This is a genomic window from Qipengyuania algicida, from assembly GCF_009828025.1.
GTDB classification, from domain to species: domain Bacteria; phylum Pseudomonadota; class Alphaproteobacteria; order Sphingomonadales; family Sphingomonadaceae; genus Qipengyuania; species Qipengyuania algicida.
The window spans coordinates 106,793-133,767 of the sequence record NZ_WTYA01000008.1 but is presented as its reverse complement, the minus strand read 5'-3'; the positions used below and the strand labels follow the sequence as shown (position 1 = coordinate 133,767).

Annotated in this window: 24 protein-coding genes and 1 tRNA gene; 7 read left to right on the top strand and 18 right to left on the bottom strand. The window is 63.0% G+C overall.

The genetic code is table 11. From position 1 onward, the window contains the following. Window positions 1-21: 21 nt before the first annotated feature. Entirely contained in the window at window positions 22-1,683 is a 1,662-nt protein-coding gene (locus GRI58_RS11320) for a peptide MFS transporter (protein ID WP_160753716.1), read from the bottom strand. 190 nt (window positions 1,684-1,873) lie between these two features. Here GRI58_RS11320 and GRI58_RS11315 point away from each other — a divergent pair, with 190 nt between their 5' ends. The 4 genes from GRI58_RS11315 (at window position 1,874) to GRI58_RS11300 (ending at window position 3,701) form a co-directional block, all read left to right on the top strand. Then, window positions 1,874-2,215: a GntR family transcriptional regulator gene (locus GRI58_RS11315; protein WP_160753715.1), complete on the top strand. Its 342-nt coding sequence runs from the start codon at window positions 1,874-1,876 to the stop codon at window positions 2,213-2,215. A gap of 177 nt (window positions 2,216-2,392) precedes the next feature. Further along, window positions 2,393-2,674, top strand: coding sequence for an integration host factor subunit beta (locus GRI58_RS11310; protein WP_160753714.1), 282 nt, complete (start codon window positions 2,393-2,395; stop codon window positions 2,672-2,674). A gap of 73 nt (window positions 2,675-2,747) precedes the next feature. Next, window positions 2,748-2,832 (top strand) — tRNA-Leu (locus GRI58_RS11305). Between the two features lie 224 nt (window positions 2,833-3,056). After that, window positions 3,057-3,701, top strand: a complete 645-nt coding sequence (locus GRI58_RS11300) for a PilZ domain-containing protein (RefSeq protein WP_160753713.1) — start codon at window positions 3,057-3,059, stop codon at window positions 3,699-3,701. Here GRI58_RS11300 and msrB read toward each other — a convergent pair whose 3' ends face one another. From msrB to GRI58_RS11280, 4 genes are all read right to left on the bottom strand, one after another. Further along, entirely contained in the window at window positions 3,702-4,202 is a 501-nt protein-coding gene (msrB, locus tag GRI58_RS11295) for a peptide-methionine (R)-S-oxide reductase MsrB (protein ID WP_160753712.1), read from the bottom strand. 67 nt (window positions 4,203-4,269) lie between these two features. Next, entirely contained in the window at window positions 4,270-5,604 is a 1,335-nt protein-coding gene (locus GRI58_RS11290) for a cytochrome P450 (RefSeq protein WP_160753711.1), read from the bottom strand. A 93-nt stretch (window positions 5,605-5,697) separates the two neighbouring features. Next, window positions 5,698-6,888 (bottom strand): ABC transporter permease, encoded by a 1,191-nt coding sequence (locus tag GRI58_RS11285; protein WP_160753710.1) that lies wholly within the window; start codon window positions 6,886-6,888, stop codon window positions 5,698-5,700. Further along, window positions 6,885-7,892: an ABC transporter ATP-binding protein gene (locus GRI58_RS11280; protein WP_160753709.1), complete on the bottom strand. Its 1,008-nt coding sequence runs from the start codon at window positions 7,890-7,892 to the stop codon at window positions 6,885-6,887. The genes GRI58_RS11285 and GRI58_RS11280 overlap by 4 nt, the downstream gene beginning before the upstream one ends. 45 nt (window positions 7,893-7,937) lie before the next feature. Here GRI58_RS11280 and queG point away from each other — a divergent pair, with 45 nt between their 5' ends. Next, window positions 7,938-8,999 carry a tRNA epoxyqueuosine(34) reductase QueG gene (queG, locus tag GRI58_RS11275; RefSeq protein WP_160753708.1) on the top strand — a complete coding sequence of 354 codons (1,062 nt, stop codon included), beginning with the start codon at window positions 7,938-7,940 and terminating at the stop codon, window positions 8,997-8,999. On the opposite strand, the gene GRI58_RS11270 is transcribed toward queG, so the two are convergent. The 10 genes from GRI58_RS11270 to GRI58_RS11225 all read right to left on the bottom strand — a co-directional run bounded on the left by GRI58_RS11270 (window position 8,983) and on the right by GRI58_RS11225 (window position 20,998). After that, window positions 8,983-10,209: an NAD(P)/FAD-dependent oxidoreductase gene (locus GRI58_RS11270; protein ID WP_160753707.1), complete on the bottom strand. Its 1,227-nt coding sequence runs from the start codon at window positions 10,207-10,209 to the stop codon at window positions 8,983-8,985. The genes queG and GRI58_RS11270 overlap by 17 nt on opposite strands. A gap of 42 nt (window positions 10,210-10,251) precedes the next feature. Beyond that, window positions 10,252-14,976, bottom strand: a complete 4,725-nt coding sequence (locus GRI58_RS11265; protein WP_160753706.1) for an NAD-glutamate dehydrogenase — start codon at window positions 14,974-14,976, stop codon at window positions 10,252-10,254. Window positions 14,977-15,172: 196 nt separating this feature from the next. After that, window positions 15,173-16,153, bottom strand: a complete 981-nt coding sequence (locus GRI58_RS11260; protein ID WP_160753705.1) for an LLM class flavin-dependent oxidoreductase — start codon at window positions 16,151-16,153, stop codon at window positions 15,173-15,175. Further along, window positions 16,150-16,986 (bottom strand): tetratricopeptide repeat protein, encoded by an 837-nt coding sequence (locus tag GRI58_RS11255; RefSeq protein WP_160753704.1) that lies wholly within the window; start codon window positions 16,984-16,986, stop codon window positions 16,150-16,152. Before GRI58_RS11255 ends, GRI58_RS11260 begins: the two co-directional genes overlap by 4 nt. 3 nt (window positions 16,987-16,989) lie before the next feature. Continuing rightward, complete coding sequence (locus GRI58_RS11250) at window positions 16,990-17,730, bottom strand: alpha/beta hydrolase (protein WP_160753703.1); 741 nt, start codon at window positions 17,728-17,730, stop codon at window positions 16,990-16,992. 39 nt (window positions 17,731-17,769) lie between these two features. After that, window positions 17,770-18,852, bottom strand: coding sequence for a M48 family metallopeptidase (locus tag GRI58_RS11245; protein ID WP_160753702.1), 1,083 nt, complete (start codon window positions 18,850-18,852; stop codon window positions 17,770-17,772). A 2-nt stretch (window positions 18,853-18,854) separates the two neighbouring features. Beyond that, window positions 18,855-19,940 carry a YjgN family protein gene (locus GRI58_RS11240; protein ID WP_160753701.1) on the bottom strand — a complete coding sequence of 362 codons (1,086 nt, stop codon included), beginning with the start codon at window positions 19,938-19,940 and terminating at the stop codon, window positions 18,855-18,857. 91 nt (window positions 19,941-20,031) lie between these two features. Then, complete coding sequence (locus tag GRI58_RS11235; protein ID WP_160753700.1) at window positions 20,032-20,229, bottom strand: helix-turn-helix transcriptional regulator; 198 nt, start codon at window positions 20,227-20,229, stop codon at window positions 20,032-20,034. Further along, a complete protein-coding gene (locus GRI58_RS11230) occupies window positions 20,226-20,816 on the bottom strand; it encodes a hypothetical protein (protein WP_160753699.1) in 591 nt (196 codons plus the stop codon). Before GRI58_RS11230 ends, GRI58_RS11235 begins: the two co-directional genes overlap by 4 nt. After that, complete coding sequence (locus GRI58_RS11225; protein WP_160753698.1) at window positions 20,813-20,998, bottom strand: hypothetical protein; 186 nt, start codon at window positions 20,996-20,998, stop codon at window positions 20,813-20,815. The genes GRI58_RS11230 and GRI58_RS11225 overlap by 4 nt, the downstream gene beginning before the upstream one ends. Window positions 20,999-21,347: 349 nt before the next feature. Between GRI58_RS11225 and thrS the strand changes: the two genes are divergently transcribed. Beyond that, window positions 21,348-23,348, top strand: coding sequence for a threonine--tRNA ligase (gene thrS, locus GRI58_RS11220; RefSeq protein ID WP_160753697.1), 2,001 nt, complete (start codon window positions 21,348-21,350; stop codon window positions 23,346-23,348). Further along, a complete protein-coding gene (locus GRI58_RS11215; RefSeq protein ID WP_160753696.1) occupies window positions 23,345-24,019 on the top strand; it encodes a spermine/spermidine synthase domain-containing protein in 675 nt (224 codons plus the stop codon). The genes thrS and GRI58_RS11215 overlap by 4 nt, the downstream gene beginning before the upstream one ends. 60 nt (window positions 24,020-24,079) lie before the next feature. Here the strand turns inward: GRI58_RS11215 and GRI58_RS15785 are convergent, their stop codons facing one another. From GRI58_RS15785 to GRI58_RS11205, 3 genes are read right to left on the bottom strand one after another with little or no spacing between them, the layout of a single operon-like run. Beyond that, window positions 24,080-24,211: a hypothetical protein gene (locus GRI58_RS15785; RefSeq protein ID WP_272916344.1), complete on the bottom strand. Its 132-nt coding sequence runs from the start codon at window positions 24,209-24,211 to the stop codon at window positions 24,080-24,082. Between the two features lie 34 nt (window positions 24,212-24,245). After that, entirely contained in the window at window positions 24,246-25,232 is a 987-nt protein-coding gene (locus GRI58_RS11210) for an agmatine deiminase family protein (protein ID WP_160753695.1), read from the bottom strand. Between the two features lie 15 nt (window positions 25,233-25,247). Next, window positions 25,248-26,957 (bottom strand): M28 family metallopeptidase, encoded by a 1,710-nt coding sequence (locus GRI58_RS11205; RefSeq protein ID WP_160753694.1) that lies wholly within the window; start codon window positions 26,955-26,957, stop codon window positions 25,248-25,250. Window positions 26,958-26,975: the final 18 nt, after the last annotated feature.

Below are 26,975 nucleotides of genomic sequence, written 5' to 3'. Positions count from 1 at the left end.
GTTGTCCCCCTCACATGGACGTTATTGTCGTGTGGCTGGATGCGCCCCCGGCCCCATCGGCTCACCCACCTCGCTCTCGCCCGACAGATCGTCCGAGACATCGTCGTCGGTCAGCTTGTCGAGATGCATCAACCGCTTCACCAGCGGGCTGACCAGTACGACCACCGCGCCGATGCCGATCGCGAGCAGACCGATCTGCCAGTAGACGTGCAGTGCAGCCTCGCGCGTGATCTCTCCGCCATCGCCTTCGCCCATGATGGTGCCCAGGAAGCCGGCAAAGTAATTGCCTCCCGCGGTACCGAAGAACCAAGCGGCCATCATCAGGCTGGCCATGTGGCGCACCGACAGGCGGTTGATCGCCGACAGGCCGACAGGCGACAGGCACAGCTCGCCGGTGGTCGAGAACAGGTAGAACAGGAAGATGAACACCACCGGCACCAGCGCGGTCGGGCCGACGGCGTTCGCGCCCCAGACCAGCACGACGAAGGCGAAGCCCATCTGCACGATGCCCAGGCCCATCTTGGCCGGGGTGGACGGTTCCCAGCCCTTGCGGATCAGGAACTGCCACAAGGCGGCAAAGACGGGGCCGAGCAGGATGATGTAGATCGGGTTGATCGACTGGAACAGCGAGGCAGGCACGCCTTGCCGGTCGACGAAGCGATCGGTGAACAGATTGATCGAACCACCGGCCTGCTCGAACAGGCCCCAGAACACCGGTTGCAGCAGGATGAAGAAGATCATCGCGAACACCCGGTCACGCGCTTCCTTGTCGAGCTTGAACGCCTCCATCAAAACGTAGAGCAGCAGCGCGGCGCCCGAGATCAGCATCAGCCAGCCGACGACCGACTGGTACTGGATCAGCGCCCAGATGATCGCGACGCCCACGAAACCGGCCAGATAGAGGAACCATTCGAGGTTCATCCCGGCAACCTTGTTCTTCAGCAGCGCCGGGGTCGGCGGTTCGCCCTGACCCAGCAACAGCGGTTTGCCGATCACGAACACCACGAGGCCGAGCAGCATGCCGAAGCCGGCAGCGCCAAAACCGTAGGACCAGCCCAGGGTCTCGCCCAGATAGCCTGCGATAATCGTGCCGATCGCCGCGCCGACGTTAATGCCGATGTAGAAGATGGTATAGGCGCTGTCGCGGCGAATGTCGGTGCGCGGATAGAGCTGGCCGACGATGACCGAGATATTCGCCTTGAGGAAGCCCGAGCCGACGATGATGAAGGCCAGCGCCAGCCAGAAGACGTTGATCGCCGGGTTGTTCTGGTAACCGGCTGCCGCTTCGCCTTCGAAGGCCATGAAGAAATGGCCCAGCGTGAGCAGCAACGCGCCGAACAGCACCGCCTTGCGCTGCCCCAGATAGCGGTCAGCGAGCCAGCCGCCGAGGACCGGGGTGATATAGACGAGGCTGGTATAGGCCCCGTAGATCATCGTCGCATCGCCGTCGGAATAGAGCCAGTGCTTGACGAGATAGAGCGTCAGCAGCGCGCGCATGCCGTAATAAGAGAACCGCTCCCACATCTCGGCGAAGAACAGGACGTAAAGCCCCTTGGGGTGACCCGCAAATTCGGGTTCCTTGCGCGTGACGGCGAAGGCGCCAATGGCGAGGAACACCAGCAGCGCGATCGAGCCGATCGCGGCGATCCAGTCTGCCTCGTTCCACAATGCGACAGGCTTCATGCGTGAATTCTCCCAACCCCAATTTGTTTTCGCGCCTCCAGGGCGTCAAACCGCGCACCCTAGCGCCTCGATCTGTCATGTGAAGCATTAGTTACAACCGCTACTGTATTGCTTCTGGCTGAATGGCCGCGCGAGGCTTGCGCGCCACGCTGTATTATGGCACTGACGCAGTGATCCAACGGAAAGCTCCATGACCAGCCAATCGAAACCCGTCTATCTCAAGCTGCGCGACATGATTGCCGCGGCGATCATAGACGGTCGCTATGGCGAAGGTGAGATGCTTCCCTCCGTGCGTGCGCTGGCTGCAGAGCAAGGTGCCAATCCGCTGACGGTCGCCAAGGCATACCAGCAATTCCAGACCGACGGTCTGGTCGCGGTGCAGCGCGGTGTGGGCATGTATGTGGTCGAGGGGGCTGCCGAGCGGTTGCGACATAGTGAGCGTGAGGAATTCCTACGCAGCGAGTGGCCGATGATCCGTGAGCGCATCGCGCGGCTGGGGCTGACCGCCGACGAGTTACTCGAACGAGCGTGATTCACGCATCGATCCATCGCTTTTGGTTCAAAAAGAGACAGTTTTGAGCGGTTGTGCGACTTGCGGCATTGCCCCGAGTCTGGCACATAACAGGCTAGGGAACGGGCGACGACCCGACCGCCTCGAAGGGTCGCGCCTTGGAGGAGCTGGCGGATCACCACCTGCCGGATGATGGATATGATAAGATCAGAACTGTTGACTGCACTGGCCAAGGACAACCCGGATCTCCGTTCGGAAGAGGTCGAACAGATCGTCGATATCTTTTTCGACGAAATCATGGAGCGGCTGGTAGAGGGTGGCCGAGTGGAATTGCGCGGTTTCGGGGCTTTCTCGACGCGTGAGCGCGAAGCACGTACCGGGCGCAATCCGCGTACTGGCGAAACCGTATCGGTTCCGGCCAAGCGCGTACCCTATTTCCGCCCCGGGAAGGAAATGCGTCGGGCGCTCAACGAAAATTGATCGTCCCGCTTTTTCTGCCGTCGAATTCTTGTCATTGCCCGCGCCTTGCCCAGCGACTATCGCCGCGCGGCACGCGGGTGTGGCGGAATGGTAGACGCCGGGGACTTAAAATCCCCTGAGCTTTGCTCGTGCGGGTTCGAGTCCCGCCACCCGCACCAGATATCGCCAGCAGGTCTTGTCGCCAGAGGTCGCTTCTCTGCGCTGATGGCCGCTTGCCGTAATCCCTTTCCTCAATCGTCCAGAGATCGAGATTGGGGCAGGTGCAAATCCGGTAACAGCGTTAGAAGCATGTTAACTCCGCCACGATAGGCATGGGAGGTATCGAAGAGCGCGAGTTTCATGGGGAAGCCCGCGTCGCATGCTTCGAGGGGAATTCGCTGCCATGGACAATCTGGCCGTCGGAAGGACAGAGTCCCACGAGTTCGACGCGCTGCCGGAACAGCGTTCCGCCAAGCGCTTTACGTCGCTCATCCGCGCCGCCAAGCTGATCTCCAGCCATGGCGAGTTCGTTTGCGTCCTGCGCGACGTTTCGAGCAGCGGCATCCGCTTGCGCTGCTTCCATCAGATCCCGCAGGATGCATCGATGGCGCTGGAGCTGGGCAATGGCGACATGTTCGAAATCCAGCGTGTTCGCAGTGAAGGACTGGAGGCGAGCTTCACTTTCGACGGGGCGGTTCCGGTCGAAAAGCTGATCCGGGAAAGCTGGAACTATCCCCGCCGCCAGCTACGGCTCGGGATCGTGCTTCCGCTGACCGTGCGCACGCTTGTCGGTCGCTCGGAAGCAATCACGGAAAACATGTCGCAGCAGGGTTGCCGCATCGAGTGTTCGACAAGCTTTGCGATGAACCAGCCGGTCTATATCGAAAGTCCGCAGCTGCGCGATATCCGCGCCAAGGTTCGCTGGCGCAAGGACGATCACTACGGGTTGGTGTTCGACAATACTTACAGCCTGCGCGACTTTGCCCTGCTCGCCGCCAGTGCGCAGTGTCCCGGCTTGCTGAGCGACCAGGCGACACCTGGCGCCTGATCAGGCTGGCAGGAATTTCAGTGCCACACCATTGATGCAATGCCGCTTGCCGGTCGGCTTGGGGCCATCGTCGAAGATGTGCCCTAGATGCCCGCCGCAACGCGCGCAATGGACTTCGGTCCGGGTATAGACCAGCTTGTGGTCGGCCTTGGTCCCGATCGAACCGTCGATCGCGGCCCAGAAGCTGGGCCAGCCGGTGCCGCTGTCATACTTTGTTTTCGACGAATAGACCTTGTTGCCACACCCCTGGCAGGCGAAGATTCCGGCGCGGTGCTCCTTCAGCAGCGGGCTGGTGAAGGGGCGCTCGGTAGCTTCCTCGCGCAGCACGGCATATTGTGCCGACGTCAATCGCTTGCGCCATTGCTCGGGCGTGAAGTGCACCGGATAGGTTTTCGCCTCCGCCGGGCTTTCGCCGCAGGCTGCAAGGGTTGTCGCGGCTACTCCCACCCCAAGATAGGCGAGAAACCGGCGGCGATCGGTCGCGGTGAAGCGTTCAAGCATGATCTGGTCCTTCTGCTTCTTCGTCCATTAATACGGACGAAACGGCGCAAAGGATGCAGGGCAGCCTTCAGAAATCGGTGATTTCGACCTCGAGTTTGCGGAAGCCATGGACGAAATTGGCGCGCACGCGCTCCACATCGCCTGCGACATGTACGCGCATCCGCCGCTTGTGCATTTCTTCGAGCAATACCCGCAGCTGAAGCTCGGCCAGCCGCGCGCCGACGCAGCGGTGGATGCCATAGCCGAAACTGAGGTGCCGCCTGGCGTTCTCGCGCGCGATGTCGAGCTTGTCGGGGTTTTCGAACACCTCCGCATCGCGATTGGCGGAGAGATACCACAGGACCAGCTTGTCGCCCTTCCTGATCTGCTCGCCGAACAGTTCGATATCCTCGGTCGCGGTGCGGCGCATGTGGGCGAGCGGGGTCTGGTAGCGGATGCATTCCTGCACCGCATTGGGAATGAGCTCGGGCTTCTCCTCGAACAGTTTGCGCTGGTCGGGGAACTTGTCCATCGCATGGATGATCCCGCTCATGGTGTTGCGCGTGGTGTCGTTGCCGCCGACGATCAGCAGCACCAGATTGCCCATGAATTCCTGTGGGTCCATCTGGTTCATGGCGGGTGAATGGATCATCATCGAGATGAGATCGGTGCCGCCCTCGTCCTGCGCGCGCTGCATCCACAGCATCTGGAAATATTGCGCCATCTCGCGCAGAATGCCCTGGCGCTGCTCGTCCAGCGAGCGGACCATGGCCAGCTCGGTATCGCCCGCCCAGTCGGACCAGAAGGTCAGCAGGCGGCGGTCTTCCCACGGAAAATCGAACAGGATCGCCAGCATTCCGGTGGTCAGTTCGATCGAGACCTTGTCGACCCAGTCGAAAGTTTCGCCGCGCGGTAGCGAATCGAGCAATTCGCCGGTGCGCGCGCGGATTTCCTTTTCCATGTCGCCCATCGCGCTCGGGGTGAACTTGGGCGCGACCGTTCGGCGCTGGCCGGTGTGCTTGGGCCGGTCCATCGCGATGAACATCGGCAGTTCGAAGCGTTCGCGCCCCATCTCGACCAGCTGTTCGTCGTCGAGCCGGTCGAGGATGGTGATCCCGCCATACTCCCAGCTCGAGGAGAACAGTTCCGGCAGCGCCTCGACATGGCCGATCGCCTTGTGGCTGACGACGTTCCAGTACGGCCCGACGGGGCTTTCATCGACGTAGTGTAGCGGCCCCTTGGCGCGCATTTCGGCGAAGATCGGTCCCCAGCGGTCCTCGTAATAGATGTCAGACCGACTCGTATCATAGGGGTGCGGGTGCTGCCATTGCTCCTCGGGATGCTCCGCCAGATGCGCGACGAGCGCCTCGTAAGCTTTTGGTTCCGTGCGGAATTCGGGCTTTTCAGGGGCAATGGTGGCCATGTCTCTCTCCGTTCCGGGCGTTTTTTGCACTCCGGTATCGCGCCATGCTGCACTAGCTGACACAAGTGTCAATAGGGCGTGGCGAAATGAAACCTATTTCGCGCGAACCGGTTTGCTCCGGCCAGATTTCATCACGCGCCGCTTGAACAGGCTCGCGCCGAAACGCACGAAGATCAGCACGCACAACCCCTGCCAGGCCAGCGCCAGCAGATGCGGCCACAGAGCGCCCGATTGGGCCGCCCGGGCAAGCATCGCAAAGGGTGACGAGAAGGGGAAAATGCATACGGCAATTTCCAGCGGCGAGCCCGGCGCGGTCAGCGTGTAGGCGGCGAGGAAGAACACCAGCAATTGCACCATGGTCACCGGCATCGACAGCGTCTGCACTTCGCGCACGGTGGTCGCCAGCGATCCGATCGCGAGGAAGACCGATCCCAGCAGCAAATATCCCATCGCGAAATAGGCGATGCCGAGCACAATGAAGAGCGGCCATCCCAGTGCCGGTTCGGGCAGCGCGCCCAGGCCATGGCCACTGGCGAGCGCAAAGGCACCGATGGCTGTGCCCCATACCGCGATTCCGACGAAGCTGACCCCCAGCATGGCGACCAGCTTGCCCATGAACACCGCGTCCATGGGGATGGCGGCGGCGAGCACTTCGATGATCTTGTTGGCCTTTTCCTCGACCAGATTGGACAGGACCATGCCCGCCAGCAGCATCGTCAGCAGGAACAGTAGCAATTGCCCGGCCTGCGCGGTGCGGATGCGGTCCGAGCGGTCGGATGCCGCGCTCTGGGTCACGGTATCGAGCTCCATCGGTGCGAACCTCAGCTTTGCCTCACCCGCCGCCGATGCGGCGAGCAACGAAAGCGGTCCCTTCCAGCGCGCCAGTTGCGCGTCCGGCCCGGTCAGGACGGGTGCCGAAGGGGTTCCGCTGAGCACGGCGCCATAGGCGTGGCCCGGTTCGGCGAGGATGGCCTTGGGGTCGGTCCCATCGGCGCGCACCAGCGCTGGAAGCGCGCCGTCGAGTTCCGGCCCGATGGTCTGCAGCGCGTCCATGACGCGGGTCGAATCCTCAGGGCTCATGGCCAATGCGACGACATGGGTCTGCGCCTGCTGCTGGACCTTGCCGCCGATCGATCCGGCGAGCGAGCCGACCACCAAAGGGAACAACGGGCCGAGCAGGAAGAAAAAGAACGCGCGGCTGAACAGGATCGCGAGAAAATCGCGCCGGGCAATGACCCACGCGGCCTGCCAGTTGGACAGGCGGGTGGCGGCGGCCTCGCTCATCGGCTCGCCTCCTCGACAGGAGAATTGCGGCCCAGTTCGCGCGCGGCGGCCTCGCCCGCGATGGCGACGAAGGCATCGTGCAGGCCGGCGCGCTCGATCGACAGCGAAAGAATCCCGGCCTCGCCTTCTATCAGTGCGCGCAGCAGCGCCTCGGTGCCGCTGTCGGGCAGGGAAAAGGTCCAGAAATGCCCGCCGCCCGACTTCGTCTCGTGCCGCGCGCTTTCCGGCAAGGCACGGCGCCAGACCCCGTCGCCCTTTACGGTTTCGAGCCGGACCTGCGCGGGAATGCGATCGCGCGCCACATCCACCGATCCGGCGTAGGGCACCTTGCCCCCGGCGATAATCGCGACCTCGTTACACAGGCGTTCCGCGTGGTGGATGACATGGGTCGAGAAAATCACGGTCGTGCCCTGCGCAGCGAGATCGCGAATCATCACCTCCAGCTTGCCCTGGTTGATCGCATCGAGCCCGCTGAACGGTTCGTCGAACACCACCAGCCGGGGATGATGCACCAGCGTGCCGAGCAATTGCACGGTTTGCGCCATGCCTTTGGAAAGCTGGCGAATCTGGCGATCGATGGCATGGCCGAGCCCGTGGTTCTCGAGCAATTCGCGCCCCCGCCTGCGCCCTTCTGCCAGCGGCAGGCCGCGCAGGGCACCGAGGAAGGCGATGGCCTCGTCGCATTTCATCGCCGGGTACAACCCGCGCTCCTCTGGCAGATAACCGATCTGGCGGGCGATCTCGTGTGGCCGGTCATGCCCGAACACGCGGCGCACGCCTTCGTCGGGATCGATAATGCCGAGCAACATCCGCAGCGTCGTCGTCTTGCCCGCACCATTGGGGCCGAGCACGCCATAGATCGCGCCTTCGGGGACGGTGATATCGACGCCGTCGACTGCGAGTATGCCGTCGAAACGCTTTATCAGCCCGCGCGCCTCGATTGCGAGTGGGGATGGTTTAGAAGACAATTCACCTCGCGGGCGCTGCTCTGCTTCGGTAAGCATTCGCCGCGCACTATAGGGCGTCCATGAACAGGAGCATCAGGAAGTTTGGTTAAACCGGCGGCAACTACGGCGTTTCAGGATGATTTGCGGAGCGAGGCGCTCAATCTGGGCTTCGCGCAGATCGGTTTCGCACCAGCGCAAGGCTATCGCCTGCAGGGCGAGCGGCTGGAACGCTGGCTGGGCGAGGGCAATCACGGATCGATGGAATGGATGGAGGCGCGCAAGGCCCAGCGCGGATCGCCGCAAGGGCTCTGGCCCGAAGCGAACAGCGTCATTGCGCTGGGGATGAGCTATGCGCCCGCTGTCGATCCGCTCGCGCTGGAGGGCGATGAGGAAAAGGCGCGGATTTCAGTCTATGCGCAAGGGCGCGATTATCACGACGTCGTCAAGAAGGCGTTGAAGGCGCTCGCTCGCTGGATGGTGGCGCGCGAGCCGGACAGCGAGTTAAAAGTGTTCGTCGACACCGCCCCGGTGATGGAAAAGCCGCTTGGCCAAGTGGCTGGGCTGGGCTGGCAGGGCAAGCACACCAATCTCGTCAGCACCAGCCACGGGAGCTGGCTGTTCCTCGGTGCGATCTACACCACGCTCGATCTTGCACCTGACGCGCCGCATCGTGACCGTTGCGGGTCTTGCCGCGCGTGCCAGGACGCCTGCCCGACCGATGCGTTTCCCGAACCCTACCGGCTCGATGCGCGGCGCTGCATTTCCTACCTCACGATCGAGCACAAGGGGCCGATCGCAGAGGAGTTCCGGCCAGCACTCGGCAACCGCATCTATGGCTGCGACGATTGCCTGGCGGTGTGCCCGTGGAACAAGTTTGCCTCCGCCGCGCAGGCGAATGCGAAACTGCTGCCGCGCGACGAGCTGGTCGCGCCCGATCTGGCGGAATTGCTAACGCTCGACGACGCGGCATTCCGGGTGAAATTCTCCGGCTCGCCGATCAAGCGGATCGGGCGGGACCGGTTCGTCCGCAATTGTCTTTATGCAGCGGGTAACAGCGCCAATGCCGCGCTGCTGCGGCAAGTCAGGCCACTTCTCTCGGATCCCGATCCGGTGGTGGCCGACGCCGCGCACTGGGCCGAAGCGAGGCTTACAGCATCTCCTTGAGCTGCACTTCGGTATCCGCCAGCAGCGCGGGATCGACCACGCTGCGTGCTTCGACCAGCTTGCGGCCCTGCGCATAGTCGCGCGTCATGTTCACGCAGTCGAGCGCGATCACTCGCCCTTCGCGCAGGTACACGACCGAGAACTTGCGCTCCTCGATGGAGCCGCGGATGACCTCCTGATCGTAATCCATCGACAGGCCGACTGTCTGGAGGCGCAGATCGTACTGGTTCGACCAGAACCAGGGCACCGCATTATAGGGTTGCTTGTCGCCCATGATCGCGCGCGCTGCACAAGTGGCCATGTCGTTGGCGTTCTGCACCGACTCGAGCCGGATCACCGCGTTCCCGGCGTATGGATTGGCGTGCGCCGCACAATCCCCGATGGCATAGATGTCGTCGAGTGTGGTGCGGCAGAACTCGTCGACGTCCACGCCATTGCTGCCGGACGCCCCCGCGGCGATCAACGGGCCGACCGAAGCGACGATGCCGATGCCGACGATCACGATCTCGCAAGGGATGGTCTCGCCGTCGCCGGTGATCACGCCGGTCACATTGCCGGCCTCACCCTCGATCCGTTCGACCGCAACCGAGGTCCTAAGATCGACCCCCTGTCGCCGGTGTTCGTCGGCAAAGAACTCGCTCAGCGCTTCCCCGGCTACCCGGCCGAGCACGCGCGGCTGCATTTCCAGCAAGGTCACCGTACAACCGAGCTTGCGCAATACGGCAGCAGCCTCGAGGCCTATATAACCGCCGCCGACCACTACGGCACGGCGCGCGCCGCCGTCGATCTGTTCGCGCAGTCGATCGATATCGTGGCGATGCCGGACCGTGTGGACGCCTTCGAAATCCGATCCCGAGCAGGACAGCCGCCGCGCGTCCCCCCCGCCTGACCAGATCAGCTTGCGATAGCCGATCCGCGATCCGTCGCCGGTGACGACCTCATGCGCCATCCAGTCGATCTCTGTGACATTGGTCTTGAGCCGCAGGGTAATGTCTTTGCCTGCCCAGAAATCCTCGGGCCGGATCAGGATCCGCTCCAGCGGTTTTTCTCCGGCGAGATATTCCTTCGACAGCGGTGGGCGTTCGTAAGGAGGCGTGGAATCGCGACTGAGCATGAGGATGCCGCCCTCATGCCCCGCCTGCCGCAGGGCGATAGCGGCCTGCGCGCCGCCATGCCCCGATCCCACGATTACAACGTCCGATGCTTCCATGCCGCGTTGGTTCGCTACAATCGCGGTTCAGGTCAAGAGCGCTCAGCGTCCCAGCAGGTTGCGCGCCATGCTGGCAATTTGCGCGAGCATGGCCGGTGCGACCGGGCTATGCGACTGCGCACGGGTGACCATCTTGCGAAATTGCGAAACGCCGGTCGACTGGTTGTCGAGCCATTGCTTGACTGCTGCCGGCATGTCGTCCTTCGCACCGCGACGGCGAGCGAGGCGGCGCAGGAAATCGAACCGCATCTGCTGGAAATCGCGCGCGAGACCAGCGACCAGCAGGCGCTCCCACACGTCCGAAGGGTTCATCAGCGCGGCGGTCCCCTGCGTCCAGTCGAGCCCGAGCGTCACGCCAAGCTCGGTGAAAGCCTTGGTCACTTCACTGATGTCGATTTCGGAATTGCGGGCAAGCTGGGCAAGGCCGATCGCGCCGTCCATCTCGAACAGATGTGCGACGCGCGAGGCAAGCGCATCGGGTGCACCGGCAGCGGCGAGTTCGGACTTGAGGCGATCGGACTGCTGGCGGCCTTCCGGCGCAAGCAGGTTTTGTGCCTCGTCCGATAGCCTGGTCACGCCGGTCTGCAGATCGGACAGTGCCGCGCTCATTCCTCCTGCCGTCACACCCGCGCAGAGCAGGTCGGCCATCTGGATACGCAAACCCTTGGCGGCCTGTTCGAGCAGGAGCAGGCGGGCGCTTTCGGGCATCTGCGCAGCGTCGATATCCGCCCACAGCGCTTCGCTGGCGAACAATTTTTCTGCCACCACGAATGTGGCGGCGACATCGGCAAGCGTCGCCCCTTCTTCCTCCGCCAGTTCGAAGGGATTGACGAGGCCAAGCCGGTTGACGATGCGATTGGCAAGCTTCGTCGCGACCAGCTCACGCCGCAAGCGGTGATCGAGAATCTCCTTGCGGAACTTCGTCTGCATCGGCTCGGGGAAGGCACCGAGCAGCAGCGGTTCGAGCACGCTGTCACCTGACAACGAACTCTGTTCGATCGCCGATTGCAAAGTCAGCTTGGTCGAAGAGAGCATCACCGCCAGCTCTGGCCGTGTGAGGCCAAGCCCGTCGCGTGCGCGGCGACCGAGCGTTTCGTGATCGGCGAGCCCTTCGGTCCGGCGGTCGAGATCGCCGCGCTCTTCGAGCGTTTCGATCAGCCGCAACTGCGCTTCGACGACCCGCGCGCCACCTGATTCCGCGATCGACAGGGCCAGCGCCTGCAGGCGGTTATCCTCGAGCACCAGCGCCGCAACCTCGTCGGTCATCGCACTCAGCAGATCGTTGCGGCGCTGTTCGGAGAGCTTACCGGAACGTCGCGCAGCAGCCAGGGCGATCTTGATGTTCACTTCATTGTCGGAACAGTCGACCCCGGCGGAATTGTCGATGAAGTCGGTGTTGATCCGCCCCCCGGTGTGTGACGATCCCGCGAGGGCGAATTCGATCCGGCCTGCCTGGGTAATGCCGAGGTTGGCCCCTTCGCCGATCACCTTGGCACGGATATCCGCGGCGTTGACGCGCAGCGCATCGTTCGACGGATCGCCGACCTGGACGTTGTTTTCCACCGAAGCCTTCACATAGGTTCCGATCCCGCCGAACCACAGCAGGTCGACCGGCGCCGTGAGGATGGCGGAGATCAGATCGTCGGGTTCGATCTCCTTTGCCGTAATCCCCAGCGCTTCCTGCGCGCGCTTTGGCAGCTTGATGCTCTTGGTCTCGCGCGACCAGACGCCGCCACCCTTGGAGATCAGGCTCTTGTCGTAATCGTCCCAGCTCGAACTGGGCAGGTTGAACATCCGCTTGCGTTCGGCCCAGCTGGCCGCCGCGTCGGGATCGGGATCGATGAAGATATGACGGTGATCGAAAGCTGCGACGAGGCGGATCGATTTCGACAGCAGCATTCCGTTGCCGAACACGTCGCCCGACATATCGCCGCAACCGACCACGCGCACCGGATCGGATTGCACGTCGACGCCCATTTCGAGGAAATGACGCTGGACCGATACCCATGCGCCGCGCGCGGTGATGCCCATCGCCTTGTGGTCGTAGCCATGCGAGCCGCCGCTGGCGAAGGCATCGTCGAGCCAGAAATTGCGGCTTTCTGCGATAGCGTTGGCGACGTCGGAGAAACGCGCCGTGCCCTTGTCCGCAGCGACGACGAAATAGGGATCTTCGCCGTCATGGATGACGACCGCTTCCGGATGGACCACCTTGCCGTCGACGATGTTGTCGGTGACCGACAGCAGCGTGCGAATGAAAATCTCGTAGCTCGCCTGCCCTTCGGCAGCCCAGCCGGCGCGGTCGCTGGCGGGATCGGGGAGGAGCTTGGGATAGAAGCCGCCCTTTGCCCCGGTGGGGACGATCACCGCGTTCTTGACCCGCTGGGCTTTCATCAGACCGAGGATTTCGGTGCGGAAATCGTCGCGGCGATCGGACCAGCGCAGGCCGCCGCGGGCAATCGGTCCGGCGCGCAGGTGGATGCCTTCGACACGGCGCGAATAGACGAAGATCTCGCGCCAGGGGATCGGCTTGGGCAGGTTCGGAACCAGTTTCGATTCGATCTTGAACGCCAGTGCTTCGTGCGCGGCGGGCGCGAACGCATTGGTCCGCAGGATCGCATCGATCAGCGAGTGGTAGAGCCGCAACAGGCGATCGTCGTTGATGGCGGCGACCTTGGTCAGCGCGCGTTTGATACTTGCCTTGGCGGTCTCGATCGCCTCATCGCGCGATCCGCCGAACTCCGGATCGTGGCGTGCATTGAACATTGCGATCAAGGCGCGTGTAATCTCCGGCGCGCGGCTCAGCGCATCGACGACGGTGTAGATGGTAAAGCCCATCCCGGTCTGGCGCAGATAGCGATAGAAGGCGCGCAGCCAGTTGGTTTCCTGCGCCGACAGGGCGACTTCCGGGACAAGCCGGTTGAAGCAATCGTTCTCCGCCTCGCCGTTGAGCACTCCGGCGATCGCTTCCTCGATCGCTTCGGCGCGAGCGATCATGCCCTGCGCATCATTGCCTTCGGCGAGCGCAAGGCGGAAATCGTGGATCGTGCCGAGCCGTCCTTCGTCGAGCTCGGTCGGCATTTCGGTCAGTACGTGGAAGCCGAAGTTTTCGAGCGTCGGAACCGCGTCGCTCAGCGGCAGACTGCCTTCTGCCTGATACAGCTTGAGCCGCAGGCAATTGGGTGCATCGCTATCGTGACGGTAGAGCCGCGCGTCGCGCTGGCGCGGGGAATCGCTGTCGGAGTGCTGGCCAAGAGCGCGCAGCCGGCAGATATCGCGTGCGGCCTCGGCGGCTCCGAAACGGGCACGGAAAGGGGTCGGGAACGCTTCCGCCCAGCGTAGCGCGATGGCTGCTGCGCGGCCGGGTTCGGCGAGTTCGGCCAGCTCGCTTTCGACGGCATGGGTCCAGCCTCGAAGCATCGTCTGCAAAGCGGCATCGAGCGCGGCTTCGTCAGGGTTGGAAGCGCCCTCACGGATGTCGAGGACGAAACGCAGCAAGGCGATGCTGCCGCCTTCCACTTCCAGGCTCCAGTCGAGCAGGTGGGCGTTGGCGCCTTGTTCGAGCAGCGCGACGATCTCGTGGCGCACCTGGGTCGCAACAAGGTCGCGCGGCAACCAGACGAAAGCGAACAGATGGCGCGCCAGCGGTGCCTGAACCAGCGTGAGCCGCGGCCTTGGCCGATCCACCAGGCTCATCATGGTGGTGGCGACGCGCTCGGCATCGTCGGCGCGGAAACCGATCAGCAGATCGTGCGGAAGCGAGGTTAAAGCATGGACCAGCGCCTTGCCCGTATGACCGGTTTCGTCGAGATCGAGCCGCTGCATGACCCGCGTCAGCTCTTCGCGCAGGCGCGGCACACTCTTGGGCGGGGCCGCAAGCGCGGCGCTGGTCCATACTCCGGCATGGACCGAGAGCGCTGTCACCTTCGCCCCATCCATGATCGGCACGATGAAGAGGTCGAGCGGCGTGCGCCGGTGCACGCGGGAAACATTGTTCGCCTTGACGATCAGCGGGACCGGCCGCTTCTTGCTTCCCTCGAACCATGCGAAAGCGCGATCGAACGATGCATCGGCAAGCAGCCGACGCGTGTTCTGGCGACAAATGCCCAGCGCTTCGCTGGTAGTGCCGTCGCGATGGCGAAGCTGATGGCCCAGCTGGGTCAGCATCCCACCGTTCAGCCAGTCGAGCAGGGCGGCGCCTTCGGCATCGACGCCGTCGATGCGCTTGGCGTCTTCGCTCATGGCGTCCTGCATCCGGCGCCAATCGCCGACGGCGGCGCGCACGTCGGCCATCGTTTCCTTGAGTTCGGACTGCAATTCGCGCCGCTGCCGGGCGTCGACGCGCGACGTTTCGAAATAGATCATCGATTCGTAATCGGCGTCGTCCGGGTCGTCAGGCAGGATCCGGGTGAGCTTGCCTGTCGAATCGCGCTTCACCGGGACGACTGGGTGGATCAGCGTGTCGATGGCAATACCCAACCCGGCGAGTGCTGCGGCTGCCGAATCGACGAGAAACGGCATGTCCTCGTTGACGATGGCGATGCGCATATAGCGCCGCGTGTCGCTGACCGTTTCGAGTGCGATTGCCGACTGGCCGCGCTTGCGCTGGATCGCTGCGGAGAGGATGAAGCGCGCCGCGCCGTCCATGTCCAGTTCTTCGGTGTCGCATTCGCCGGGAAGCAGAGATTCCTGCATGCGGTCGGCGAGTTGCTTGGTCAGCTTGGCGGGAATTGCGGGCGTCTGCCCATCGTCGGAAGTGCTGCGAGCCATCCTGTCCTCTCGGGGCGGCGCCAGCGAAACCGCAGGGCCGCGCTATTCTGCATGGGCACCGCGCCAATGCGGGCGGGCCATCAACCCGCCGCCCCTAGGCCCATGACAGCGCGCCTGCAAGCGAGCAAGGACACGCGGTATATCTGTAATGTCTTGTTCGGAAATGCGTAAGAAACTTGCGGGACAAGACCCGTTTTTAAGCGAGATGGCGCATTGCGAGGCCGAGCGATCGAATCCGCGCTTCGGGATCGAAGGTCGGACCGGCGAAGATGATCTCATCCGCTCCGGTCCGGTCTATGAACGCATGCACCGTTTCTGCGACCTGTTCCGCGGTTCCGATGGCCGAAGCCTGACCGATATGGGCGAGCATCGCCTGCGCATTGGCAGGCAGGCTGCCGCGATAGCCTTCGACCGGCGGCGGAAGGCGTCCCGGTCTTCCCGTCCGCAGGTTCACGAAGGCTTGCAATTGGGAAGAGGCGACAAACTCGGCCTCCTCCTCGCTGTCGGCGGCGAACAGGTTCATCGCCGTCATGACATGCGGTTCGGACAGCGCCGCCGAAGGCGTGAAGTCACGGCGATAGAGTTCGAGCGCTGCATCGAGGTGATCGGGCGCGAAGTGACTTGCGAACGCATAAGGCAGGCCAAGCTGGGCGGCGAGGCGCGCGCCGAACAGGCTGGAGCCCAGCATCCACATCTCGACCTCGCTGCCATGGCCGGGGGTGGCGCGGATCGGAAGTTCGGGCTCGCCGGTCAGCAGCGCGCGAAGCTCGGCGACGTCCTGCGGGAACATTTCCGCCGCGCGGTGAAGGTCCTTGCGCAGCGCGCGTTGCAGCTCCGGCCCTGCTCCGGGCGCACGGCCCAGCCCCAGATCGACCCGACCGGGAAACAATGCAGCCAGTGTCCCGAACTGCTCGGCAATCTGGAACGGGGTGTGGTTGGGCAGCATGATCCCGCCCGACCCGACCCGGATCTTGCTGGTAGCGTTACCGATATGCGCCAGCACCACCGAAGTCGCGCCGCCGGCGATGCCGTGCATCGCATGGTGTTCGGCCACCCAGAACCGCTTGCACCCCAATCCTTCGGCGGCCTGGGCGAGGCTTGTGGCGTCAGCGAAGGCCTGTTCGAGCGTTGCGCCCTCGCGGACGGGAACGAGGTCGAGAACGGAAAAATCGGTCATGGCTTGAGCTGGTCCAGATAGCCCTGCGCCTGTTTCGCCTGCTCGCTGTCGGGGGCAAGGGTAATCACCGACTGGAAGCTCTTGCGCGCGTTCTCGTCGCGTCCGGCGAGCGCGGCGATCACCCCGGCTTCAAGGCCGACCGAAGGGTCGCGAGGGCTCAGGATGGCGGCCTGTTCGATCTGGGTTTGCGCCTGTGCAAGATCGTTCATCCGGCGCGAGAGGGTGGCGGAGAGCAGCCACGCTTCGCCGTTCTTGGGATCGAGGGTGCGCGCACTGGCCAGCGCTTCGGCGGCCTGTTCGGGCTGCTTCAGGCTGACCAGCGCGCGAGCACGATCGAGTTCGATCCCCGCGGCCATCGGGTTGTCGTCCGCAGCCTTGGCATCGGCCAGCGCGGTTCCCGCCTGCGCCAGTGCGGCCTTAGCGTCACCACCGGCCAGCGCGGCATTGGCGGCCATCGCGCCGAGCCGGGCACGGTCGACGCTGCCCTCGGGCGCTTCGGCACGGGCGGAAGCGAAGACGTCCTGCGCCTCGCCGAAACGCTCCAGCCCGACCAGCGCCATGCCCTGACATTCTGCGGCCTGCGCACGCTCTGAATTGCGCGCGATCCGGCGCCAGTCCTTGGCAGTCTCGAGCGCCGATTTGGGATCGTTCGATGCCTGCTTGAGGCAAGGTTCGAGCCGCGCAGATGGCTTGTCCTTCTCGATCGACTTGATCGCCGATCGCTGTTCGCGTGGCGGGCGATTGCGCAATTCGTCCGGGATGCCGGGGATAGCGCCGCCGGTCGGATCGACGCCGACCTGCGCCATCATCAATAGGGGAGCTAGAGCGAGCATGAATCAGGCCTTGGTAAGTGAGGAAACGATGCGCAGCAGCAGTTCGATATCCTGCGGCCGCGAAAGGCGGTGATCGCCGTCCTTGACCAGCGTCACCTGTACCGCGTCCGAACACAGCGCCTCTGCCAGCCTGAGGCTGATCTCCCATGGTACGTCGGGATCCTGCTGGCCATGCAGCAGGTGGACCGGGCAGGTGATTCGGACATCCCTGTCGAGACACAGAAGACTTTGCCCATCGCGATAGAAGCCCGCATGCATCGGGGTCGGCTCGGCACCGTAGGGGTTGGGATCATAGATCGTCTCGCCAGCGTCAAACTGCGCCTTTTCCTCTTCACTGCGGCCCCATTGGGTGAAATCTGGCGCTGCGGCTATGCCGACCATGCCCGCCAGCCGCTCGCCCAGGGCTTCGCCGATAAGCAGCATCAGCCAGCCGCCCATCGAAGAACCGATCAGCACGATTGGCCCCTCGACCTCCGCCTCAATCAGCGAAACGGCTTCGTCGCGCCAGCGCGACAATGTGCCATCGGCGAAATCACCGGGACTCGCGCCACAACCCGAATAATCGAACAGCAGGCAGGCACGGCCGTGCTCGCCGGCCCAGTCGAACAGCGCCGTCGCCTTGGACCCGCTCATGTCGGACATGTAGCCGGGCAGAAAAACGAGGGTCGGTCCAGCGCCGGGCAAATGGCGAAAGGCGATGCTGCGCCCGTCGGATAGCGAATGAGACAGAACATTCCGGGTCATAACCTTAAAGTCATGATCCCAAAGCGCGATTGCAAGCGGTCAGAAGAAATCGAAACCCTGGACGTCTTTGTCGTTCTTGCAGGCAGACTTCAGTGCGGCGAATTCCTGGGGCGTCAGTGCGGGATGATACTTTTTGCCCGACACGGCGCTGCTGCGAAATTCCTTTTCCCTTTCAACCGAGGATGGGTGAGATGCGAGCCAGCTTGCAATTGAGGCATCATCTCCGTCATCGCCGGTCTTATTCGCCATCCGTGCAAAGAAATTCGCAGCCCCCATCGGTGAGATATCTGCCCGTGCCAGCGATGCGCGCGCATCGGCATCGGCTTGCCGTTCTGCGGCGCGCGAATAACTCATCGAAGCGACACCGAATGCAGTGTTGCCGACATTCGTGTTGGCTCCCGACAATAGGATCGACAGGCCGAACTGACGCAATAGCGCGGTCATGACGTGACGTTCCTGTACATGGCCCACCTCATGCGCCAGCACGCCTGCAAGCTCGTCAGGACTCTTGGCTTGCTGGATAATCCCATTGAACAACAGGATATGTCCGCCCGGTAAGGTCACGGCATTGACTATCCCGATATTCGCGATGCCGACCCGGATCCTGCGGTCTCCGGGATCAATCTCTCCCAGCAGTTTCGCCAAGGCCCGGTCGCTTTGTGGAGTTGAACAGAGCCGATTGCCGAAATTTCCAACCATCGCATCGCCGAGCCGCTGTTCCCAGCTCCATGGTATCATTGGGCCGAGCCACTGCGGCGCGGTCATGAACAAGGCGGCGCAGGCGGCGCTGAAAACCGCCAGCACGGCCGCTGCCCGCCAAAGCCCAAACCGATCAATCCACTTACCGTAGACACTGGCGGCAGGCAGGAGCCGGGCAAGATCTTCTGGGAGTTCGCGCGGCAATCTCAGCCGAAAATCGGGTATGCTGGAACGGCTGTAGATTCGTCGATTGCCGATGACTTCGGCAAACCGCAGATCATCCAGGGGGCATTCCAACAGCTCGCCGTTGCTCTCGACCAGCTGCAGGACGGCAGGGCGATCCCAATGCACTTCGCCTTGGTGACGCAAGGCGTTCACCCCGTCGTACCAGACGGCGCTTACCGCATCATTGGGATCGCTCATCGTTAGATCGCGCCGATATCGAAAGCGTCGAGCAAGCCTTCCCCGTGTGTAGCGGTACGGGTCGTCGATTGCGTCAACTCGTCGAGCAGGATCTCTCCGGATGCTTCCATGTGAACCATGAAGAACTTCCAGTGGCGATAGGACAGAAAAATGATCCCAATACCAAGGGTCAGGATCACCAGCGCGATGTCGCCCAGCAGCAGTTTCACCCAATCACCGGTCGATGCTTCGAACGAGAACTGCAGCTCGCGCCAGCGTGTTGAACCGACCGCTTCGCGGTAGAATTTCGCGTAGAACGCCACCGCGATCAGCCCCAGCCCGAGGTAGAAAAATAGCACCAATGCGACGATGGTGAGTCCCATGCCGACCTTGGCGCCAGCATCGCCCCCCATCCCGTATCCGGCGAGAGCGCCGGTAGCCAATACTACTGCCATGCCGATGAACCCGAGCAGCGGGGCAAGATAAAACAGCAGGAAGCGCTTGAAGACGGGTTGCCACGCGGCATCTGCTTCGAACGGGAAAGGTCCAAAGCTCATCGCACGCCAGCGCTCGTTCCACAATCTGGTCATCGACCAAGGTATCATCAGCCCAAAAACGATGGTGCCGACGAACGTCTTCCACATATAGCTAAGGCCGTATGCGAAACCTTGGTTGTCGGTACCGCCGCGAATGCCGCGCCAGCGCGTGCGTGACAGGCGATATCGGATGGCGCGAAAGCGTGCGACGCCGCCGAGATAGTAGATTGCCAGAACCGCCATCGCCGACACTATGCCGCCAAGCACACTTTGTCCGCGAATGAGTAGTGCTTGGGCGACCTGCGAGAGGATGAAAAAGGGCGCGATTACCAAAAGGACTACCAGCAGAAACCCGAAAAACAGTTCCTTGCCCGTCCCGGTCCATTCCAGATTCTCGTCCACAAACCGGCTACGCGACCACAGGTAACGGCGTGTCCGTGCCGTTGCCCAGAAGCGATAGATACCGAGTGTGACGATAGTGAGCAGTAGATTGGTGAAGGCGATTGGCGCGTACTCACGCCAAGTGCCTTCGAATGTGAAGGCGCTTTCGCCTTCAGAACCGACCCCGTGCATCGATTGTGCCCCTGTTCTATTTTCCCCGCAGCGATGATTGCACATGCTTTAGGGAAGTCAAGATGTTAGGCGGCAGTGATGCGGGCTGTGTTTACTCCAGGCCGGGTTCGAAGATATCTTCGATCGGCTTTTCGAAAATTGCTGCAATACGAAACGCAAGCGGGAGAGATGGGTCGTAGCGCCCCTTCTCGATCGCGTTGACGCTCTGGCGGCTGACGCCGAGCCGGTCGGCGAGATCCTGCTGACTCCAGTCGCGCTCGGCCCTGAGCACTTTGAGGCGGTTGTTCATTCGCCCGCCTCCCGCCGATCGCGCCAGCCCAGGATTCCTTGCGCCAGCCCCATTGCGATGGCCCAGATCGGCAACGCCCACCAGCCATAGGCGTGCGGCACCAGCCGGAACTGCTCGAGAAAGCCCCAGAAGGACGCAATCCCCAGCACGGCGGCAAGCCCGATGAGCGCAGCCATGATCGCCCGATGACGCAGGAATTCGTCCTTTTCCTCTATGATATAGCGCGCCATCGCCCAGATCATCCCGAAGATCGGCAGCACCGGCAACAGCGCAATGACAAGAGCCATCGCACCGGTCAGCTCCATGCGCCGGTCGAGCGTGATGGCGATGCCCAGACCCAGCACATAGAGCAGCGAACTGATCACGATGCGCCTGGTATATCGGACAGAAGCCTGATTCGCTCCGCTTGAGCGGCTGCGCGCCAGTGCACGCTGAAACGGTATCAGCAGTAGCATCGCAACCGCCAGCAGGATGAAGCCGGTGGTAGAATCGATGGCCCCGGTCAGCTTGAGCACGCTGATAACCGCCGCAGCAATCACGAACAGCACGATCCATTTGCGCGCTGCGGAGTTGGCGGTGGACGTCATGCCTCGGTCCGCTTGCTCGCGCAGCAAGTGCGGTTGCGCCCCATCCATACGCCGGGGAACAGCGCGATCAGGGCGAGCGGCGCGAACTGGGCGTATTTTTCGGGGATGATGTCGAACACGGCCAGCACGGCGATGCCGATCATGGCGGCGGCGAGCAGGAGTGCGGGAATAAGCTTGCGCATGAGAGGTGTCCTTTCCTTTATGTAAAGTGTATTTGTCACACGATGGAGGTAATGTCAACTAAGCTTTCCATATAGGCGCGAGTGCTTGTCATATCGGACTGACTTGAACGGACACTGTTGCAGGGCTATCTCCTCACCATGGCTCGACCATTTGCCATTTCGCTGACTACCACCACCCGGTTCGCCCGGGGGCGGTCGCTCGCGCTCTGACGCGAGGCTCCGTCGCCCGGTTTCGGGCGGCGCGGCGTTGGCTTCCCGAAAACCGGTTCACCCAATTCGCAACGCCCCACTTCCGGCGCGCGCCCGCTTGTGCCATGGCGCCACCGCGACAAGGACAAGCGTGGAAACGATGACGGAACTTCTCAAGATCAGCCTCCCCGATGGATCGGTGCGCGAAATGCCCGCGGGATCGACCCCGGCGGATGTCGCCGCGGCGATCGGCCCCGGCCTTGCCAAGGCAGCGCTGGCCGCGCGTGTGGATGGTGAGCTGCGCGACCTGACCCGCCCGTTCGAGGGTGATGCGCAGCTGGCGCTGGTCACTTCGCGGGACGAGGCCGATGCGCTCGAATTGGCGCGCCACGACTATGCCCATGTGCTGGCAGAGGCGGTGCAGGCGTTGTGGCCCGGCACGCAGATTACCTTCGGCCCGGCGACCGACGACGGGTTCTATTATGACGTGATGGCGCCCGAGGGTCGCGAGCCGTTCAGCATGGATGACCTGCCCGCAATCGAAGAGGAGATGCGGCGGATCATAAAGGCCGACAAGCCGCTGCGCCGAGAGGTGTGGAGTCGTGAGGATCTGATCGCGCGCTGGAAGGAGGAGGGCGAAAGCTTCAAGGCCGAATGGGCCGCCGAATTGCCAGAGGGCGAGGACCTGACGGTGTATTGGAGCGGCGAGGACTGGCTCGACATGTGCCGCGGCCCCCATCTGCCCAGCACCGGCAAGCTCGACCCGCAGGCGTTCAAGTTGATGCGGGTGGCGGGCGCGTACTGGCGCGGCGACCAGAAGAATGCGCAGCTTACGCGCATTTATGGCACCGGCTGGCTCAACAAGAAGCAGCTCGACGCGCATCTCAACCGGCTGGAAGAGGCCGCCAAGCGCGACCACCGCAAGCTGGGGCGCGAGATGGACCTGTTCCACCTGCAGGAAGAAGCGCATGGCAGCGTCTTCTGGCACCCCAAAGGCTATCGCATCTGGCGCGAGCTGGAAGCGTATATGCGCCGCAAGATGGACGGCGGCGGCTATCGCGAGATCAAGACCCCGCAAGTGATGGATGCCCGCCAGTGGGAACAGTCGGGCCACTGGGGCAAGTATCGCGAAAACATGTTCGTCATCCCCGACGAGGTGCCCAATACCGAGGACGAGGGCGCGCTGGTCTCTGACGAAGCCGAGTGGATGGCGCTGAAGCCGATGAACTGCCCGGCGCACGTTCTCGTCTTCAAACAGGGCATCACAAGCTATCGCGACCTGCCGATCCGGCTGGGCGAAATGGGCTGCTGCCACCGCAACGAACCGCATGGCGCGCTCCACGGACTGATGCGCGTGCGCCAGTTCACCCAGGACGATGCGCATATCTTCTGTACCGAGGATCAGGTGGTCGGCGAGGTCCAGAAATTCTGTGAGCTGGCCGACAGCGTCTACAAGGATTTCGGCTTCAGCTATGACATCAAGCTGGCGCTGCGGCCCGAGATGCGGTTCGGCAGCGAGGAGCTGTGGGACAAGTCGGAGCAGGAATTGCGCGATGCGGTTGCCGAAGCGGGCATGGCCAATGCCGAATACGGTTGGGAAGAACTGCCCGGCGAAGGCGCCTTCTACGCGCCCAAGCTCGAATGGCATCTGACCGATGCGATCGGGCGAACCTGGCAGGTGGGCACCATCCAGTCGGACCGCGTGCTGCCCGAAAGGCTCGATGCGAGCTATGTCGGCGAGGATGGCGACAAGCATCGCCCGGTGATGCTCCACCGCGCGATCTTCGGATCTTATGAGCGCTTCATTGGCATTCTGATCGAGCACTATGCCGGTCGCCTGCCGATGTGGCTCGCCCCGGTGCAGGCGGTGGTAGCGACGATCGTCTCCGACGCCGACGACTATGCCAAGGAGGTGCTGGCCAAGCTGGAAGCGGCGGGCCTGCGCGCCGAGAGCGATCTGCGCAACGAAAAGATCAACTACAAGGTCCGCGAGCACTCGCTGGCCAAGGTTCCGCAGCTGCTTGTGGTCGGCAAGCGCGAGGCCGAGGAAGGCACTGTGGCGTTGCGCACGCTGGGCGAGAAGGATCAGCGCGTGATGACACTCGACGAGGCGATTGCGATGTTGAAGGCCGAGGCGACTCCGCCCGATCTCACGGCGTGATCGCGCGCGAATTGCTGGGCCGGGCGCAAGTGCCTGGCGGAGAAGTGCTCGAGCTTTACCGCCACGATCGCGATTTCATGATCGTGCTCGGCTACAACGAGCTGATGTCGACGCGCAAATGGGGGTCCGAAGAGGCCTTGGCCACGATGGCCATCGCGCGATTGACCGGCGTGAAGCGGCCGCATTTGCTGATCGGCGGCTATGGCATGGGCTTCACCCTGCGCGCCGCCTTGCGCGCGCTTCCCGCCGACGCGCGAATTACCGTAGTCGAGCTGGTGCCCGAGATCATCGAATGGGCGCGTGGGCCAATGGCGGAACTTGCCGCGGGCTGTCTCGACGATCCGCGGGTCGAGCTGGTGATGGGCGATGTCGCCTCCGCCATCGCTGGCGCGCGCGGCGACTATGACGCGATCCTGCTCGATGTCGACAACGGTCCCGACGGATTGGTCCGCGCCGAGAACGATGCGCTTTATACGCCCACCGGATTGAGAGCGGCGAGACGTGCGCTTACCCCCGAAGGAACGCTTGCAATCTGGTCTGCAGCCCCCGACCCGGCGTTCACCCGGCGATTGTTCAAGGCCGGATTCTCGGTCGAGGAAAGCATAGTTGCATCACGCAGCAATGGCAAAGGGCCGCGTCACGTGATCTGGTTTGCTTCGGCGCGCGAATAGCACCTCATTCCAGCGATTGCGCCTTACAGCGAGGGTGGAAGCCCTCTCCGTCACGGCAAGTCAGAAGGGCAGCCAGCCCTGGGCCAGTATCAGCGACAGTGCGCAGCCTGCCACGATCACCATTCGTGCGACCTCGAAGGGATCGGTGAGCGCGTTGAACTGCGTCCGCGTAAGAGCGATTGCCTTGGCCATGCCCGCATTGTCCGCCGAAAAGGCTAACGAAAGGTTAAATCGCGCCCCGGGGCATCTGCTGGCTGGCGCAGTGGAAACCGCCGCCGCCCGCCAATACCGCGTCGGCTGGCAGGCCAATCGTGCTGCGGTCCGGGAACAGCGCCGCGATCGCTTCAACCGCTTCGTTATCATGCGGTGATCCGAAGGTCGGCACGACGACGAGGTGGCTGGTGATCGCGAAATTGGCATAGCTTGCCGGTTCGACGAAATCGCCCCGTGTCATGCGACCGGGCGAGGGTATCTCGCAGACCTCAACCCCGAAATCCTCCGCCCGCCGCTTCGCATCGGTATAAATGGCTGCGTTGGGGTCGTCCGGCCCGGTTGCGCGGGGCAGAGCGAGGCGGTTGGGGCCGACGAAGCGCGCCAGATTGTCGACGTGGCCGTCGGTGTGATCGTTGATCAGTCCGTCCCCAAGCCAGAGCACCCGGTTGAAACCCAGATCGCTGGTCATCCGCTGCTCTATATCCTCGCGCGACAATTGCGGGTTGCGATTGGGATTGAGCAGGCATTGTTCGGTCGTGACTACCAACCCGGTGCCATCGCCATCCACTGCGCCACCTTCCAGAATCCAGTCCGACGTATCGAGTGGCAGGCCGGCGTCGCGCGCCAGCTCGGCCCCGATCGTCTGGTCCCCGTCCATCAGATATTTGCCGCCCCAGCCGTTGAAGCCGAACCGCCGCGCACTGCGGCGGCCGTTTTCGTCGAGCAGCACCAGCGGCCCGGTATCGCGCAGCCAGACATCGCCGTACTCTTGCCGCTCAAGAGTGACGGACGGCGCTACGAGCTGGCGCGCGCGCGCCTCGTTTGCCGCGTCACGCACCAGCAGGCGCACTTCCTGGCCACTGTCCGCAACCGCACTGGCGAATGCGGCAATTTGTTCCTGCGCACGCGCAAGCACCTCGGGCCATTCGTCAGCGTCGTGAGGAAAGCCGATCCAGAGCCATTCCTGCGGTGCCCATTCGGGCGGCATTCGAAGGGTCATAAACGCGATTTCACCTCAACATCCCGCATCAGCTTTCGCGCAATCCTTGTCGCGCACTGCGCGGAATTCATCGGTCTTGCGCCAATTGGGCCACACGTCGCTGTCGGCGAGCATCCGGCCGAGCTGGTAATAAAGGCCGAGATCCTGGGTGATCCCAGCCCAGTTCCAGTTGTCGGACCATTCGTCGCTCGGCTGGTGATAGCGGTTCTCGACATAATCTTTGGCCGCAGCTTCCCCAGCCGCCTTGCCGCCATGAACCCAGTCGGTCCCGCGTCCGATATCGAACATCGGCACGCCCCGCTTGGCGAAGCTGAAATGGTCAGAGCGGTAATAATGCCCCTTTTCCGGCGATTCCTCGGCGGATTCATAAAGTCCCTGATCCTTCAGGGCGCGGCGGAACAGGTCGGTCAGCTGCGATTTGTCACCGCCGGTCATCGAATAGTCGCGTGCGCGGTCTCCCGGCAGCAATGCGTCGATATTGACCCCGCCGACCGTGCGGTTGAGCGGATAGATAGGGTTCTGGGCGTAATATTCCGATCCCAACAGGCCCGATTCCTCCAGTGTCAGCGCGATGAACACCTGACTCCTTTCGGCGGGGCCATAGCGATGATTGGCATCGGCCAGCGCAGTGATCGCGCCGACACCGGTGGCATTGTCGACCGCGCCATTGCAGATGTCGTCACCGGTCTTGTCGGGCGTGCAGTGGCCCAGATGGTCCCAGTGTGCGGAATAGAGCACGTATTCGTTGGGGCGCTTGGTTCCGGGCAGGATGCCCACGACATTGTGCGAAGTCGCCCGACGGATCTTGTTGTCGAAACCGAAACTGGCGGTGAGGCCTAGCGGGACGGCCTTGAAGCCCTTGCGCTGAGCGGCGGCGGTCAGCGATGCCAGATCCTGCCCGGCATCCTGCAGGATTGCTTCGGCGACAGGCTTCTGGACCCAGCCATTGGCCATGGTCTGATCCATGTTGTCGTTCTTCTTCTGGACGTAATATTGCGCGCCGGTCCAGCTGGAGTTGACGACGTTCCAGCCATAGGCGGCGGGGAAGGTGTCATGGACGATGATTGCTGCGGCGGCACCCTGGCGCGCAGCTTCTTCGAACTTGTAGGTCCAGCGCCCATAATAGGTCATCCGGCGGCCTTTGAAGAGCCCGGTCTGCTCGTTCATCGCATAGTCGGGATCATTGACCAGGATCACCGCCGTCTTGCCGTGCATGTCGATACCGGCATAATCGTTCCAGCCCAGCTCGGGCGCGTTGATGCCGTATCCGACGAACACCAGTGGGCTGTCCTTGATTTCGGTCTTGGGTGTCACGCGGTAGCTGACGGCAACATATTGATCGCCGAAATTAAACGACAGTGGCTGCGCGCCGCCTTTGATGGTCAGCGGCGTATAATCGCCCCCGGTGATTTCGACCGTCGGCACTTCCTGAAGCCATTGACCATGGTTGCCCGGCTTCAGCCCGACCTTTTTGAACTCCGACACGATGTAATCGAGGATTTTCGTTTCGACGGCGGTGCTCGGTGCCCGGCCTTCGAAATCGTCCTGCGAGAGGCGCTTGGTCACTGCCTTCATCAGCGGAATCGAGGGTGCCACGGCGACTTCCGCCTGCGCGGCGGTGAGGTCGGTTTCCGCCGGTACAGAGATCATCGAGGTGTCGATGGGAGTGCTGGCGCAGGAGGTCAGCGCGATGGCGCTGGCGGCGATGGCGAATTTGCGGAACATGTGAGACCCCTCTCTGAT